The 15,676-nt window shown below is 57.9% G+C and carries 12 protein-coding genes and 4 pseudogenes; 7 read left to right on the plus strand and 9 right to left on the minus strand.

From position 1 onward, the window contains the following. The first annotated feature begins 3 nt into the window (after nt 1-3). Together AKG12_RS25560 and AKG12_RS25565 are read left to right on the plus strand one after the other, a co-directional pair. Nucleotides 4-396, plus strand: coding sequence for a hypothetical protein (locus AKG12_RS25560; RefSeq protein ID WP_052820936.1), 393 nt, complete (start codon nt 4-6; stop codon nt 394-396). Further along, on the plus strand, nt 362-2,383 hold the full coding sequence (locus AKG12_RS25565; protein WP_052820937.1) for a relaxase/mobilization nuclease domain-containing protein: 2,022 nt from the start codon (nt 362-364) through the stop codon (nt 2,381-2,383). The genes AKG12_RS25560 and AKG12_RS25565 overlap by 35 nt, the downstream gene beginning before the upstream one ends. Before the next feature lie 11 nt (nt 2,384-2,394). Here AKG12_RS25565 and AKG12_RS25570 read toward each other — a convergent pair whose 3' ends face one another. From AKG12_RS25570 to AKG12_RS25580, 3 genes are all read right to left on the minus strand, one after another. Then, the gene (locus tag AKG12_RS25570) at nt 2,395-3,051 is read right to left on the minus strand and encodes a hypothetical protein (protein WP_052820938.1); all 657 of its coding nucleotides are present in this window, start codon (nt 3,049-3,051) and stop codon (nt 2,395-2,397) included. An 86-nt stretch (nt 3,052-3,137) separates the two neighbouring features. Further along, entirely contained in the window at nt 3,138-3,803 is a 666-nt protein-coding gene (locus tag AKG12_RS25575) for an acyl-homoserine-lactone synthase (protein WP_052820955.1), read from the minus strand. Between the two features lie 74 nt (nt 3,804-3,877). Next, nucleotides 3,878-4,645: a helix-turn-helix transcriptional regulator gene (locus AKG12_RS25580; protein ID WP_082179044.1), complete on the minus strand. Its 768-nt coding sequence runs from the start codon at nt 4,643-4,645 to the stop codon at nt 3,878-3,880. Between the two features lie 544 nt (nt 4,646-5,189). Between AKG12_RS25580 and AKG12_RS25585 the strand changes: the two are divergent. Next, nucleotides 5,190-5,453, plus strand: a pseudogene (locus AKG12_RS25585) (transposase); the annotation flags it as partial. A gap of 399 nt (nt 5,454-5,852) precedes the next feature. On the opposite strand, the gene AKG12_RS25590 reads toward AKG12_RS25585, so the two are convergent. The 3 genes from AKG12_RS25590 to AKG12_RS25600 all read right to left on the minus strand — a co-directional run bounded on the left by AKG12_RS25590 (nt 5,853) and on the right by AKG12_RS25600 (nt 10,003). After that, nucleotides 5,853-8,060 carry a nitric oxide reductase activation protein NorD gene (locus tag AKG12_RS25590; RefSeq protein ID WP_052820940.1) on the minus strand — a complete coding sequence of 736 codons (2,208 nt, stop codon included), beginning with the start codon at nt 8,058-8,060 and terminating at the stop codon, nt 5,853-5,855. Then, nucleotides 8,060-8,899, minus strand: coding sequence for a CbbQ/NirQ/NorQ/GpvN family protein (locus AKG12_RS25595; RefSeq protein WP_082179045.1), 840 nt, complete (start codon nt 8,897-8,899; stop codon nt 8,060-8,062). The genes AKG12_RS25590 and AKG12_RS25595 overlap by 1 nt, the downstream gene beginning before the upstream one ends. A gap of 66 nt (nt 8,900-8,965) precedes the next feature. Further along, the gene (locus AKG12_RS25600; protein ID WP_052820941.1) at nt 8,966-10,003 is read right to left on the minus strand and encodes an aliphatic amidase; all 1,038 of its coding nucleotides are present in this window, start codon (nt 10,001-10,003) and stop codon (nt 8,966-8,968) included. An 803-nt stretch (nt 10,004-10,806) separates the two neighbouring features. Between AKG12_RS25600 and AKG12_RS25605 the strand changes: the two are divergent. The 4 genes and pseudogenes from AKG12_RS25605 to AKG12_RS25620 form a co-directional block, all read left to right on the plus strand. Next, a pseudogene (locus AKG12_RS25605) lies at nt 10,807-11,754 on the plus strand (ABC transporter substrate-binding protein); the annotation flags it as partial. A 32-nt stretch (nt 11,755-11,786) separates the two neighbouring features. Beyond that, nucleotides 11,787-12,779 carry a FecCD family ABC transporter permease gene (locus AKG12_RS25610; protein WP_374705094.1) on the plus strand — a complete coding sequence of 331 codons (993 nt, stop codon included), beginning with the start codon at nt 11,787-11,789 and terminating at the stop codon, nt 12,777-12,779. Further along, the gene (locus tag AKG12_RS25615) at nt 12,776-13,582 is read left to right on the plus strand and encodes an ABC transporter ATP-binding protein (protein WP_052820943.1); all 807 of its coding nucleotides are present in this window, start codon (nt 12,776-12,778) and stop codon (nt 13,580-13,582) included. Before AKG12_RS25610 ends, AKG12_RS25615 begins: the two co-directional genes overlap by 4 nt. Nucleotides 13,583-13,595: 13 nt before the next feature. After that, on the plus strand, nt 13,596-14,456 hold the full coding sequence (locus AKG12_RS25620; protein WP_142174082.1) for a class I SAM-dependent methyltransferase: 861 nt from the start codon (nt 13,596-13,598) through the stop codon (nt 14,454-14,456). Between the two features lie 57 nt (nt 14,457-14,513). Here AKG12_RS25620 and urtE read toward each other — a convergent pair whose 3' ends face one another. From urtE to AKG12_RS30435, 3 genes and pseudogenes are all read right to left on the minus strand, one after another. Then, nucleotides 14,514-15,209, minus strand: coding sequence for an urea ABC transporter ATP-binding subunit UrtE (urtE, locus tag AKG12_RS25625; RefSeq protein ID WP_052820944.1), 696 nt, complete (start codon nt 15,207-15,209; stop codon nt 14,514-14,516). Next, nucleotides 15,202-15,570 (minus strand): annotated as a pseudogene (locus AKG12_RS29770) (ABC transporter ATP-binding protein C-terminal domain-containing protein); the annotation flags it as partial. The pseudogene AKG12_RS29770 and the gene urtE, both read right to left, overlap by 8 nt. Nucleotides 15,571-15,577: 7 nt before the next feature. After that, a pseudogene (locus AKG12_RS30435) lies at nt 15,578-15,676 on the minus strand (IS5/IS1182 family transposase); the annotation flags it as partial.

Consider the following 15,676-nt stretch of genomic DNA (forward strand, 5'->3'; position numbering starts at 1 on the left):
CGCATGCGACAGCCACCCATCATGTTCCGTCTGCCTGATCACATCCTCAGCAATGTCGAGGCTCTTGCCGGACGGCTCGATATCTCCGTCAACATCATCGCCAAGCTGATCGTCACCAGGGAGATCATGCATATTCCGGCGATGCTCGAAGAGCATGATCGGCAAATGGCTAATATGCATCAGTTTCTCCGCGAACTTGCCTGGCGCAACGAGGCGGTTCTCGCACAAGAGGTCAGGCATGCCGAGGGTACCAGGCTGATTGCACAAAAGCTGGACGACGTCATGGGGGCCATCGACGCTGTCCGCGATGCCGCCTTTGTTCGGCCGTCATCTTACATTGTCGAGCTCATCAGGAAACACGATGAACGAGGTCTCCAGAAATCCCTCGAAGCCTAGACCCGAAGGTCGGCGACTGCCGAGCTATCTTGATTTGATCGAAGACGATCTGCACCGACGTGGAGGAGGCGGCGGAGGAGGGGGAAAACGACCGGCGGCCGGCAAGAGCAAACGCCCGTCGACGAGACATGCCGGCGCGGCCTCGGCGATCAGTCGGGCTACAGGCAACAATGCAGTGGTGGTCAAGGTCCTTTCCTATGGCGCCGGCGCGGGTTCGGCCCGTAACGTGCTCGCCTACCAGAGCAAGGAAGAAAAGGCGCTCGATCAGGATGGCCGCGAAGTATCGGATCTAAACCAGGCGGTGCGTTCATGGGAGAGGGATTTCGGCAATCGCAAGGGGAGCAGCGACGTGCTGCGTCTGACTTACGAGCTTGAAAACACCCGCCGGGAAGGCGTAGCCCGCGCACTTGCTTCACTCGCCGCCGACGGTTTCCATAAAGCCGGCGACCCTGTACGAACCTACGCCTTCAGTGTGAGCGACGGCGTAAACGGGCAAACAAGATTGCATTTCGCCCTGGTGATTGCTCACGAGAAGAAAGACAGGTCGGATCGAAGCAGCAGCAATCGCATTCCAGGAGAACTCGACGTGGCGCATGCGATCGACACACGCTTGGATCGAGCTCTCCGGAACGAGGGAATTACGCCGATTTCCCGATACCCCGCTGAGTTTTCTTCAGGTCCAAAGGGGTTAACGGCAACGCTGCACGCCATGCAGCGCAGGGGCGCGGAGGTAACGCTTTCGACGACGACGCATGTCGAGGAGCGTCCAGGCAGGAGCGGACGTTACCTCCATGGCACTGGGCGGCGGGAAATCACCACAGCGGATCACAGGCAACTGACGGCAGAAGGGAAAGTCGTCGGTGCCCTCATGCAAACCCGTCAGCCACGAGATTTCATGCACCTGTTGCTGTCAGGACCGGCAAATGTCGATCGCGATCAGCTTGTCTATGCCGGGCGTGATTTTCTAAGAGAACAATTCGCCGGGCACCGTTATGCCTATGCCGTCCATAATCGTAATGCTCTCGACAAGCATCCACACATGCATGTGATCGTTGCTCTACGAAACTCCAATGGCAAGATGCTCAATCCCAACATCCGCGACTTTACCGAATGGCGATACCGTTTCGCCGACAAGGCACGTGAACGGGGCATCTCGATCGACCGTCAGAAACGTCTTGAGCGGGCTGGCCCACCGCCCGTCAAGCGCTGGGAGTGGGAGATGTTTCGGCGAATGGGAGCCACGGCTCCGAGTAACGTCGTCGACAAAGTTCTGGCGAAGGTCCGCGATACGCCGACAGCCCCCAGATTGCAGGATGCACAAAAGCGGCTTGATCAGAGCCGGCGCGCAGTTGGGCTCATTCTGAAAATGTTGGAAGAGATAGGGAAGAATCGGTCGGCGCCCAGCACGGCGCGCGAACTTAGCCAGGACCTGTCGATAGGGCTCCAACGTGAATACCGGCGGCTTGAGACAGCCGTCCGCGCCGGTCGTGACCCAACAAACGAGAAAGGAGAAGAGCACATGCTGAGATCGACACCTATCAGCGCTGCCCAGGCGAAGGCTGCGAAGGAGACACTGGCGAACACCGCAGTGAGTCTGGCCACGAAGATCGCCAACCCCTCCGATCGACTGATCTTCGAACAGGCGACGAAAATTATTGGGAAGGTCGTTGGGCTCCAGCTTGACTCACGGGTGGTCAAAAACCGCGATCGTGATGCCGCGGGTCAACAGAAAAGCAGCGTGAACAGTTTGGCGACGAAATCGGCGGCCGGCCGCGATCATGTTGCGGAGCAGGGTGTCGTCAACAAGAGTTCGAACAACCGATCGCTCGATCAATCACGCATCGCGCGCTCCAACGCCGAACATGACAGGTCGGAAGCGGATCGGCCAGATCCAAAGCGCGAAAAGGCTCAGCGACAGTCTAACGAGTCGCAGAAATCGATAAAACTTCGTCCGCCTCAGGAAAAGGATCGCGACCGGAGCCGCTGAGTGGATGATACTCATCCTTGTTCACTGCATTTGGCTGACTCGCAGCTCAGTCCCAAAGCCCGTTGAATCTCAGTGTTAAGCTGTTGCGCGTTCACGGTCGCGGACGGATTAAAATATTGTCGTTCCATTTTTCTCCGAGCCGGGATCGTTCGATCCGCGGGCAATCCAGAATACTGGATAGACGATATGTTGGCGCTGGTTGCCGCAAGCAGCCCAACAGCAGTGCTGTTGACAAATATGGCGTCCTTCTCGTCTACGCCATACCACTCAACGGCGTGTAAGATCATTGCGGAGATCAATCCCTCCGTTTCTCGTTGCGCCTCGTCTGCCTGGGGTATCTCTCGTCTTACTTGTGGAGAAATACCCCATGTCATCCAGAAATCGGGCATCGCGTTTCGGATCTGCAGCAATTTGTCGAGTCTTCCGGTGAGGGCCGCGAATTCTTCCGGGCTGTGAGAGCCGACGTCCATCCCCCTTGCATCCGAGATGAACCCGAACCTTACGCCGATCCCTCGCAGATGCTGTAGCATTAGGACGAAGTCGTTGCTGATATCTCCCAACATGAAATCCCGAGGCGGATTGTTCCGTCTCAAAAGGGTGCCATCTCTCTCGAAAATGACAAGGCCGATAGACCCGATCCTTCGAAATGCACGTTCATTGCTATTCATTGTCTGATGACCAATATGTGAATTGTCTTGCTTTATTCGAGCCGAGACTCCTTCCAGGAGTCGCGCAGTTCGCCACAGTCTTTTGTTCACGCGGTCAACAGCACAGGGACCTCGGCTTCGCGAGCCGCAAAAGAGCGGCCCGCATATAGGGGCTGGGCAATCTGCAAGCTCAACCGCATTTTGTTGCAGATGCGCTGCGAGACTTCGAAGGCTCCGCAGCATACCGCAAACCTTCCGTAGCCGTCTGCTCGACCAAGCTCGTCAAACTCCGCGCCGGCGCGGTTGTAGAACCTCCGCATGTGGGGTTCGTAGTTCGAGATCAGCGTATCAATGCCATTGTCGAGAGCCACTTCGCATAGCGCAAGGAGGAGAAGGCAGAAAGCACGGTCCGGACGCATATCGGTGAAGCTACAAGCTATAGCGTCTTCGTCGATGCACATGCGAGTTCCCTCCCAAATGCCGGGCGCAACGAGATCGCAGGCGTTCGGAAATGTCTCGCGAAATACATCGTAGAGAAGAGTAGGGCCCGTGGTTGGCATGAGCCGGACAGAACCGTAGAGTATCTGTCGATTGTCGCTGCACCATATGAGATAGGCAGGATGAAGGTCGTCGTAGCGATCCCTTTCATAAGGGCCGGACACTGCCACATCCCATCGGAGCTGGTCGGCGAAAACCCGCTTTCTCAGCCGGAACGATTGATCGAGCAGTTCGGCATGCTTATGATATTCGTGAGCCTGAACAAGAAGATACATGTTTGCCTCCATCATTTGATGAAAAGCACCATGAGGATTTCAAGAGAGCCGATAAATTCCCCAGAATGGTACCCTCAGTTGGGGGTATTGCCAAATGGATTGATCAGCCGCAGCTGCATCGCTCGCGCGATCGTAAAGGTGATCGAACCGCCCCCCAGTTTGTGGCGAGCCGACTTGATGTAGGCTCTTGTCGTATGCTCAGACAGCTTCAGCATCACCGCAATGTCGATACTGTCTTTGCCCAGTGCAGTCCAATGCAGGCACTCGATTTCACGACTGGATAGCTGCGGCACTGGATCGTGCTCGCCGTGAAGTTCGAAGATGGCCTTGTGATGGATAAGAACGGCAAGCTCGCGCCATTCATTGCGGTATTGTTTGACAGTTACGCCCCACTCGTCGGCGGCTTTGTGCGAATTGACAGAAAAGAGAGCTCGACGCGCCTTATCGACGATAGGGATCGAGAAACCGTTCGGGCCAATACCGTGATTATGCGCGTCCAGCAGAAAGCCGTGTGCTGAGTTTGGAATTTCGACTTCGCGCCAATCGAAAGGCATCTGTCGGACGAGACCTTCACGAAGTATGGGATCGATTTTGACGTAGTCACGAAGAAGGTAACGGGACACCCATTTGGGGTCGTAGGTGGTGCGCACAAATGGGGTGTCCACGACATCAGCAACCGTCAGCGCCAGATGGTAGGTCACAAAGTCGATATCGTACGCACGTTGGAAAAGTGGCAGGGCATCTGCGACTGTTGGTGCCGCCCCGATATCTCTAACTAGCTTCTCCACACGATTCGGCTGCTGCACTTCGATTGTCTCCTTGCTATCAAACTTGAATGGCATAACATAGGCTGACGACAAGGCGGTCTGTTGCCCGGCCAAGGTAGTGTCGAAAGGCCGTCACTGCTCGTTCGATGGAGCAGTAAATTTTGAAAGAACTCCGTCGTTGCAAAATAAAAAAGCCTTGACTCGATCTGTCAGAAACAGGTCGTTCCAAGGCCGTTATTGCCATATTTTAATACGGCATTTTTGCCGCATCAGGTGCGATTGTTCAAGAACACAGAATTCCCACGTTCCAGATTTTTAAAAAAACGCGGGGCCACTTTATCGATATACAGGTAGCGTTAGTGCCAAAGTATATGCGCACTTTCGTAACTGACGTGGTCTATCAAGTCAATGGATGCATTTTTCCGCGGATGCTGGGATGCACTGGTGCGCACGCCGAGCGCCGTCGTTAGTGGCGACGCTGAGCTTTAAGAAAACTTATATTGGCCCGTCTTATAGCTTGTCAGCTGCCGTCTTATTAGATGACAGCAAGGATGCTGACCTTGCCCCGCTAAGCTAATCCATTTTGAAGTAAGCTCTGGGCCATCGAGAGGACCAGAGAATGAAGCGCAACCGTTTCACAGAAGAACAGATCATCGGCATTCTGAAAGAGCACGAGGCGGGTACTCCGGTCTCGGATCTTTGCCGCAAACACGGCGTCAGCGATGCCAGCATCTACAAATGGAAGGCGAAGTTCGGCGGCATGGACGTGTCGGAAGCCAAACGACTGAAGACGCTGGAGGACGAGAACACGAAGCTGAAGCGGCTATTGGCGGACGCGATGCTCGACAATGCGGCTTTGAAAGACCTTTTGGGAAAGAATGTATGGTCCGCCCCGTCCGTGCAAGGGTTCGCGACGTCGCAAATGACGATTCCAGTTGCATAAATGTATCCGGCCTCTCGCGAGTGGGCTGCGGTTGCAGCCAGGCCATGATGAGATCCGCACACGCCGTTCCCAATAAATGGTTCGGGCACGAAGCCCGCTTTTTTGCACAGGGCTTACGGCATGTTGATCCACTGTTTCGTCATCACTATTCCCGAGCCTTGCAATCGAGCCGGGAGCGTCAGGCGAATGCAGGGTCGCCAACGCTTGCCGCGTACCACTGGTCGTATTTGGTCCTATCGATAAGCGCGCGGTCCTTGACCGGTTGCTGTACCGGATAAACCTTCTGTGACATCGGTACTCCTCCTCACTATGCTCTTGATGTGTTGGCCAGGCTCGCCCCTATCGGGTCAGCCTGTGAAAAATCGCCGGAAGGTGGGACGGCAGTTGCTCGACCCTCGTTACCGTCGTCGCTCCCTTGCGACCGAAAATCCGGTCGGCGTAGGACGGTGCGTCGGAGCCGAGCGCCACGCAGAACGTGTCGATGCCCTTCTGATTGACTGAATGGACCGCGACCCGGGCGTCCTCCACGAGGTAACGTTCGTCGTCCACGTCGATATCCGAGGGCTCCCCGTCGGTGACCACGAGCAACAGGCGTCGGTAGCTTCGTTGCCGCGAAAGGTCCTCGGCAGCATGCCTGATAGCCGTTCCGAGCCGGGTGGACATCCCGCTATCCAGACCCGCGAGACGCATCTTGGTCCTGAGATCGTAGGGCTCAGCGAAATCCTTGATCCGGAAATACCGGACATCTTCACGTGTGTCCGAACAGAATGCCGCCAAGGCGAACTTGTCGCCTAGCCCGGCTATCGTGCTTGAAAGCAGGGCAGTTGAAACGCGCTCCACGTCGAGGACTTTCCTCGACCCGCCCTGAACGGCATCGTCGGTGGAGTTCGACACGTCGAGCAAGATCAGGACGGAAAGGTCTCGACTTCTCCGTTCGTAGCGGCTGTAGACCCTGAAATCGGGAGCTACGTTCATCCGACTGGAAATCGCGGCGTCGATGCAGGCGTCCATGTCGATAACATCGCCGTCGGCCTGCCGTCGCAAGCGTTCGGTTCGGCCCGTCCGCGCGGCACGGATCATGTTCGCCAGCTTCGACGAGATATCGGCATGTGCCTTCTCGGCGAGAATGATCGCATCGGCCGGCTTTTCCGGAACCCGGTGTTCTCGAACGGAACACCATTCGGTGCGATCCTTGCGCACGAGGTAATCGTATTCGGGATACCGGGCGACCAGAATCCCTTCGGACGCATCGCGGTTCAGGGAGACCTTCCCGACAGCCTCGCTATCGTTTATGTCTTCGGCTTCATCATCCGGTTTACCGTCGTCGCGCTGCTGCTGCTCGACCCGAGCGCCTTCGACGATGTCCTGCATTTCGATTGCCGGTTCCGCGGCGTCGCCGAAATCCCAGATACCGATGTTGTCGTCGCGATATGCGGGCTGGACGACATACCCCTTGGCATCGAACCGGATACGCATCTGACCGAGGTCGTTGCCGAGGAGACCGCCGATGGTCCTGCTGAGTGACTGGTCGGACAGATCGAAGTCCGCTGCTTGTTCGAACAGCGTTCGTCCCTTTTCGATCCAGCCATCTGGGTCGCGGTAGTCGCCGTCGATCAAGGCTCTCGCAAGCCTAGCCAGGAGCGCCGTGGCCAAGGGCGGGCCGCCGGGCTTGGCGACGTGAAAAGGCAGCCAAAGTTCTGCGAGACCCGGCAACTCGCGGATCGCCAGGCGTTCTACGCGAGCGTCCTCGATCACGGAAATGACGGCGAGCTGAAATGGCTTTAACGCTCCGACTGGGAAAAGCTGCTCCGTGTAGTGATGATGAGCGCCTACGTGAGCGACGGCGGCGCGATAGATACGACGCGACTCTTCACCGTCGAACCCGGCAAACGAGGGAGGCATGCGGATGCCTCCGCCGCCGAACCCCACGCGGCGTCGCATCGGCTCGGGCATGTCGGGTGCGGCGACCTGCATGGGTGGCTCTATGCCCCACACGGCGCGTAGGTACGGTCTAAGCGTTCCCTGCAGGGCGGCGTATCGATCTGCACCCTCCTCGACATCGAAGAAGCGCCTCGCCTCCGGGTCTTCCATTTTGAAGAATGCCGCCTGCCTTTCTGGGTGGCGACGTCCGATGGCGAGCCCCATCGACACGAACGCTTTGAACCCGGCGAGATCGACCCTGTCGAGGATTTTGGCGCTGTTCTCCAGCAGCACGACGACCGCTGAGGGAGCGGCCTTCGCCGCATTCTCCACGATGAGCAGCCATTCGATGACTGCGTCCGGTCGGTAAAGGAGTTCCGCTACGGCGACGGCGCTGTCCGGTAAAATGGAAGTGGTCCGCTTGTCCGTCCGGATCGCGAACTCCGAGACTGCACGACCCAACCTCAGTACGGGCTCGAGCCCCACGATATCCGCGAGCTCGGGTCCCCGTTGACGGTAGGCGCTGGCGACGAGATCACCGTACCCGGCTTGGTCGATTCTTTCGTGAGCCGACTTCCACTCGTCATCCCATCGCCCGGCATTCAGGAGGTCAGCGTGCGAAGCCATTAGAAACAGACCGATACGGCGGCGGTCAACGCTTCGCGGACGTCGGGGTCGTCGGTGATAGGGAGAACGATCGCCATCCGACAGGCTTGGGCGATCGGAATGCCCTGTCTCGTCAACATGGCGGCATGGATCAACATTCGCGTCGATGCCCCCTCGTCGAGACCGTGACCGCGTAGATTGCGCGACCGCTGCGCGACGCGAACCAGTGCGCTCGCTATAGCGGAGTCCACGCCCGCTTCCTTCGCCACGATCTCCGCTTCCGCCAAGTCGTCCGGATAATCGAAGCCGATCGCCGAAAACCGCTGCTTCGTAGATTCCTTGAGGTCTTTCAGGACGCTTTGATATCCGGGATTGTAGGACACGACGATCCTGAAATTCGGATGAGCGCGGACCACCTCGTTCTTTTTCTCCAACGGGAGAATACGACGGTCGTCGGTCAGAGAATGGATAACGACGGTAGTGTCCTGCCTCGCTTCCACTATTTCGTCGAGATAGCATATCGCACCAAGGCGGGCCGCCATGGTGAGTGGGCCGTCGTGCCACTTGGTGCCGTCGGCGTCGAGCAGAAAGCGCCCTACGAGGTCGGCGGCCGTCATGTCTTCGTGGCAGGAAACGGTCACCAGGGGCTGGCCGAGACGCCATGCCATATGTTCCACGAAACGGGTCTTGCCACATCCGGTCGGCCCCTTGAGCATGACGGGGATGCGCATCCGGTAAGCGGCCTCGAACAGCGCGACTTCCTCACCCGAAGCTCGGTAAAACGGCTCCTCAACGATCGTGAAATCCTTCAGGGCGTCGGGTATGACGGACGCTTGATCGAGGTTGTTCCTGGGCTGCATGCTGATATCCTTGTATGAACTCTCCCGGGGGGCAGGCCGCCCGCCGGGAGAGTGCCGCTCACGGCATCAACGATGGGCGGTCGTGGAATTGGGAATACCCTCGATCGGGCATTCCTCCGTTCCGACAGTGCCACGGGTCATGGCCTCGACCATTTCGCGCGTGCCCTCCGGATCGCTGATCCACTTCGCATAGAAGTTGTACGGGCATGCAGCCGTACCCTTGTCGCCGTCACCCGAGTTGATGAGGCCCGTGTAGCCGCGGTGGAGAAGCTTGAAGAGGTGGTTCTGGGACTGACCGTTCTTACGGGCGTCCCTGATCGCCGACACGGAGAGCTGGGCATACTGGATGCCGTTTTCCTCGGTGCCGCATTCGCCGAGCGTCCGGCCGTCAAAGCCGACGATGGCGGAATGACCGAAGTAGGAATAGACGCCGTCGAAACCCGCAGCATTCGCCACTGCGACGTAGACGTTATTAGCCCATGCCATGGATTTCGACATCTGGACCTGCTGGTCCTTTGCCGGATACATGTAGCCTTGGCAGCGGACGATCAGTTCCGCGCCGCGCATCGCGCAGTCACGCCAGATCTCGGGATAATTTCCGTCATCGCAGATGATAAGGCTGATCTTGAGGCCTTTAGGGCCTTCGGAGACGTATGTGCAATCGCCCGGATACCAGCCCTCGATCGGAACCCAGGGCATGATTTTCCGGTACTTCTGGACGATCTCACCCTTGTTGTTCATGAGGATGAGCGTGTTATAGGGAGCCTTCTTGGGATGCTCCTCGTGACGTTCGCCCGTCAGGGAGAAGACGCCCCACACATTCGCCTTGCGGCATGCCTCGGAGAAGATCGCGGTTTCGTCGCCGGGAATCTGGGAGGCGGTTTCGTACATTTCCTTGGAATCGTACATGATCCCGTGGGTGGAATATTCCGGGAAGATCACGAGGTCCATGCCCGGGAGGCCGACTTTCATTCCCTCGATCATGTTCGCGATATTGCGCGCGTTCTCGAGAACTTCGGCTTTCGTGTGAAGCCTTGGCATCTTGTAATTCACGACGGCAACGCCGACCGTGTCTTTGCTGCTGGTGATATCGCCGTGGTACATAGTCGTTCTCCTCACATTGATATTTCTGGGTTTGGTGGATGGTCGTTTTCCGAGGCCTGCATTTCTAGTTAACGCAGGCCTCGGTTGCGGTGGACGCGAAGCGGTGGGAGGCCCGCCCCGCGAAACGGTCGTCTGCTGCTGCGGAGCGCCAACGTGGGTTCACGCCCCGAAAGGGACCCTCACCATCGATTGGGGCGGTAGACTGGACTTCGTTAAGTCCTGTTCGACCGGTCGCTCCGCCTTCGTTTCATTCTCCCCTGCAGGAATAAAAAAGGCCCCGGAACGGCCTGCTCGCGAGCAGTCCGTTCCGGGGCCTTTTTGCCTCCTGTGTAATTCGGCTCTGTTGCCGACAAGCTGCCCGGCGAGAACCGAACACAAAAAACCCACGTTCCGCAAAGCGAAAAGCGTGGGGTCACATCACCCGTATTTCGATGGCATCTTTGCCATTCTGATCTGGTAAAGACTAGGATACAGATTGGCCCGAGTCAACAACGAGTTGGCAGGCATAGAGTGGAAAAGCGTTCGGGAGGTACAAGCTACGCGCCAACAAAAGTTGTTGACGTCATAGTACGTGTTAGCTAACTTTTCTCTGCTGGCAATAATGCCATCCAAATCAAAGGTAATGACGCCCCACGTTTTTCGCTTTGCGGAACGTGGTTTTTTTGTTTCTGCATGCGGGCGCACGAAAGCGCCTCGCGTCCGGGAACGGCGTCATAAAAACCGACAAGGGGAACTCGGTGAACATCCTTATCCGCGCCCTCTGCCCCATCTTTTTCGCCAGCGCGCTCACGTCCGCAGCGCATGCGGCCGAGACGTCGTATCCGCTCACAATACAGAATTGCGGGCGTGATATCACGATCAAGAGCGCCCCCACCAGGACGGTGTCGATCGGCCAGAGCAGCACCGAAATCCTCTACAAACTGGGTCTGGCGGACAAAGTCGTTGGTACCGCTCTCTGGGTGGGTCCGGTTCTCAAAGGATATGAAGAAATCGACTCCAGGATCGAACGTCTGGCGGACAACGATCCGAGTTTCGAGAGTGTTCTCTCGAAAAGGCCGGATTTGATCACCGTCCAATTCCAATGGCAGGTGGGACCTGAAGGTGTGGTGGCGAAACCCGAACAGTTCGAGGAACTCGGAATTCCGGTCTACACATCTCCCTCGGATTGTGTGGGTAAAGAGAATTCGGCGGCAAGTGACGGGGTCAGACATCAGGTCTTCACCATGGACCTCGTCTATCAGGAAATCCGTGACCTGGCCGCGATCTACGATATCCACGACAAGGGAGAAGCGGTTGTCGCAGACCTCAAGAAAAGAGAGGAAACGGCACGGGCAAAAGTCGCCGGACTGGACGGAAAAGTGTCGGCCGTGTTCTGGTTCTCGAGCGCTGCGCAGGCAGACCCCTACGTCGCAGGGAAAAATGGTGCCCCTGGCTACATAATGTCCGCGCTCGGTATCAAGAACGTCATTGAGACCGATGATGAATGGCCGACGGTCGGTTGGGAAACGATCGCCAAGAAGAACCCTACTGTCATTGTCGCCGGATCTATGGAACGGCGTCGCTATCCGATGGACAGCTTGAAATCGAAGGTGTCGTTCCTCAAAAGCGATCCCGTGACGAAGTTGATGCCGTCCGTCGAGAAAGGCCACATCTTTCCAATGGATGCGCAGGCCATGAATCCGACAATACGGACCATCGAGGGCATCGAAGTACTGGCGGATGCGGTCCAGAAAGCCGGACTGTCGAAATGACCAGTCCGGGCTCGCCTTTCTTCAAGACCGGAATGGCCCTTGGCGCGCTCGCCATCCTTCTGATAAGCGTCTGTATGGGGGCCGCGATCGGCGAGACGGCGATCCCCATTGCGACCGTCGCGCAGACGATAGCCAACAGGCTATGGGGGGCCGGATACGCCGTGTCCCCGCTCGATGAAGGCATCGTATGGAGCTATCGGCTTAGCCGCGCAGTCGTGGCCGCATGTTGCGGTTCCGCGCTCGCTATCTCCGGGGTAGTGCTTCAGTCCCTCCTGCGCAACCCTCTGGCCGATCCCTATATCCTCGGTATTTCTGCAGGAGCCTCTACGGGAGCGGTGAGTGTCGCCATCCTCGGGCTGGGCACCAGCATGCTGAGCCTGCCCCTCGGTGCTTTCCTCGGCGCGCTGACGGCATTCTTGCTGATAAGCCTCCTCGCCATGAAAACCGGCACCGGAACGACCGCCATCATCCTGGCAGGGGTCGCCGGTTCACAACTCTTCAACGCGTTGACGTCCTTTATCGTAACAAAGGCAGCTACCGCCGAGCAGGCGCGTGGAATCATGTTCTGGCTTCTTGGAAATCTGTCCGGCGTAAGATGGCCGGACGCGTACCTGGCTATTCCGGCAACACTACTCGGCCTCGTGATCTGTCTAAGGCACTCGCGCGCGCTTGACGCGTTCGCGTTCGGCTCGAACTCGGCGGCGTCACTCGGCATATCCGTGCTCCGGACCCAGATCGTCGTTATCGGCGCGTCAGCCGTTATGACCGCGACGATGGTGTCTATCGTCGGCTCGATAGGGTTTGTGGGCCTAGTAATACCCCATGCCGCACGCATGCTGGTAGGTGTGAGACACGGTGTGCTGCTGCCCGCGTCGGCGCTCATCGGGGCGGTTTTCATGATCCTCGCGGACATATTTTCACGCACCCTCATCCCCGGACAGGTTCTGCCAGTCGGCGTGGTGACCGCGCTGGTGGGCGCGCCGGTGTTCGCCGTCATTCTATCGAAAAAGAGAGAACGGGCATGAAGCTATCGGCGACTGATCTCTCCTGGTCCATAGGTGGCAACACCCTCCTCCAGTCTATTTCTTTCGAGGTCGCGAACGGAGAGTTTTTCGGCATCGTCGGCCCCAACGGATCGGGAAAAACGACGCTCATGTCCCTTCTATCGGGAATTCGGAAGCCTCAGGTCGGCAGCGTGACACTGGATGGACAACCCCTGTCAAAAATCGGAAGACGCGATGTCGCACGAAATATCGCTCTCGTAGAGCAGCAGGCGGAAACGGGCGAACGCCTCACAGCGCGGCAGGCGGTCGAGCTTGGTCGCACACCACACCTCGGCGCATACTCACCCTGGACGCAGGAAGACACCGAAACCGTGAATCGGGCGCTACGAAACGTGGACATGGATCATCTCGCGGAACGATACTGGCACACTCTCTCGGGCGGCGAGCGCCAGAGGCTTCACATCGCCCGGGCTCTTGCACAGGAACCCAAGGTGCTTCTGCTCGACGAACCGACCAACCATCTCGACATCGGCCACCAGATCGACCTTCTCGATCTTGTCGGGAAACTCGACCTTACCGTAGTCACGGCATTGCACGACCTCAACCATGCGGCCCTGTTCTGCGACCGGATCGCGCTCATGCAAAACGGGTCGCTGGTTGCGCTCGGCAAACCGTCCGAAGTTCTGACGGTGGATTGTATCCGCGAGGTCTTCGGGGTCGAGGCCGAAGTGGAACCCATTGGACAAGGCAGCTGTAACATACGTTTCGTCCCGCGCAGTCGGATTCACCACGCTCGCGAGAGCCGATTCAGGGCCGCTAGTTAAGGAAATGAAACCGGTGAACCCGCGCAACTACGATCTCAAAGAAGACATCCGGGAGTACTGGTCCCTCAGAGCGGAGACCTTTGACCTCGCCTTCGGGCATCGCATCGCTCCCGGACCCGAACAGGATGCGTGGATGGCGTCTATCCAGAACATTCTCGGGGACGGGGAAAAGAAGATTCTCGAGCTTGCCTGCGGGACCGGCGAAATAACGAAGGTAATTCTCTCGTTAGGGCATGACGTAACGGCAATCGACTTTTCCGAGAAGATGCTCGTGGTCGCCCGGGGGAAACACAGCGGTTCCTCTAAAGTGCGCTTCGTTCTCGGGGACGCGGAAAACACCATGGAGCCCGACGACACCTACGACGCGATCGTTTGCCGTCACCTTGTCTGGACGCTGACGGACCCGCGCAAGGCTATTGCAGAATGGCTACGGGTGCTCAAGCCGGGTGGCAAGCTAATCGTCTTCGACGGTAACTGGGCGAGCAAGCCATTCATCGGACGGTGCGCCGAAATCGGCGTCCGGTGCATCGAGCGCTTCATCGGTCATGATCCCCTATACGAAAACGTCATGACGGAGAAACATGCCGGCATCATGGCCCGACTTCCTTTCAGCGAAGGTCTGACATTCGAGATGATCGCCCAGCTTCTCGACGAGACCGGATACACGGCGATCTCCCGGGTCAAGCATGGTCCGATAACAGCAGCGCAGCGGCGGCGTGAAACGCTGCGCAACCGACTCAGGACGATGTTCTACCAACGCTTCGCGGTTGTCGCAGAACGGCCGCTCGTTCCTTATGCCCTGCTACGCAAGGGACAGCCGGATGTCGAGCGGGCCTCGAGCAAATCGGCCAGCCTCCCCCATCTGGGTTCTTGAGGCAAAAAGCGCGAACCGCCGCCCGGTCGGAGCGGCGGTTCATCATAAATCGCCTTCTCAGACCACGAGATGCTCGTGAACGACGTCATCCGACAGTTTGTCGATAGAGTTACTCAGTGCGACCGATCCCCGGTTCAAGACAGCGAACCTATGGGAGGCGCGTCTCGCGAACCTCACGTTTTGCTCGACCAGCACGATCGCGAGCCCGTTCTTCCGATTGAGGTCTATGAGAACGTTTTCGATCTGCTCGACGACGTTCGGCTGTATTCCCTCGGTAGGCTCGTCCAGAAGCATGACCTTTGGTTCGGACAACAGCGCTCGCGCGATCGCCAATTGCTGCTGCTGTCCTCCGGACAGGTTGCCGCCCTGTCTGTTCAGAAATTCCTTCAGGACGGGGAAGAGATCGAGAACCCATTCGGCGATATGTCCGTGGTTGGATCGGGTCGCGAATGTCCCGAGCACGAGGTTCTCGCGAACGGTGAACGCCGGAAGGATACCCCTGCCCTGTGGAACGTAACCTACCCCCGCCTTCGCCCGCTCATGCGTCGGCAAGCCTCCGAGTTCGATCCCGTCGAGCACGACCGAACCCTCTGTCCGGCTCATCAGGCCGAGGATGGAGCGCAATAGCGTGGTCTTTCCGACGCCATTACGGCCCAACACGCTCAGGAACTCACCGTTGCCTACCGAGAGGGAAACCGACTGGAGTGCGCGGCTTCGGCCGTAGAAACCGTCGACATTCGTTAGTTCAAGCATGGTCGATCCCTCCCGATCCCAGATATGCCTCGCGAACCCGTTCATCTCGGGAGACCTGGTCGGCTGAACCTTCAGCCAAAACCCGCCCCTGATGCATAACGGTGATCGTTTCGGCTATGTCACGCACGAACCCCATATCGTGCTCGACTACGATCAGGGTGTGTTGGCCCTTGAGGCGGATGAACAGCTCGGCGGTCTTGCGCGTTTCCTGTGCCGTCATTCCCGCGGTCGGCTCGTCCATCAGCACCAGCGCCGGGTCTTGGGCGAGCACCAGTGCGATCTCCAGCCACTGCGTCTGGCCGTGGGATAGGTAGGAAGCCGGGCGCTCGAGTTCGTCCTGGAGGTTTACTAGGGTCAGGACTCATTGATCAGAGCCAGAAGATAACGGTTGCAGCGAGAGCGATGGCGGAGAGGAAGACCATTGGGCATCTGTCGTAGCGCGTAGCGACACGCCGCCAGTCTTTGAG

Origin of the sequence: Agrobacterium sp. SUL3, from assembly GCF_001263295.1 — a bacterium.
In the GTDB taxonomy this organism is placed as follows: Bacteria; Pseudomonadota; Alphaproteobacteria; order Rhizobiales; family Rhizobiaceae; genus Agrobacterium; species Agrobacterium tomkonis.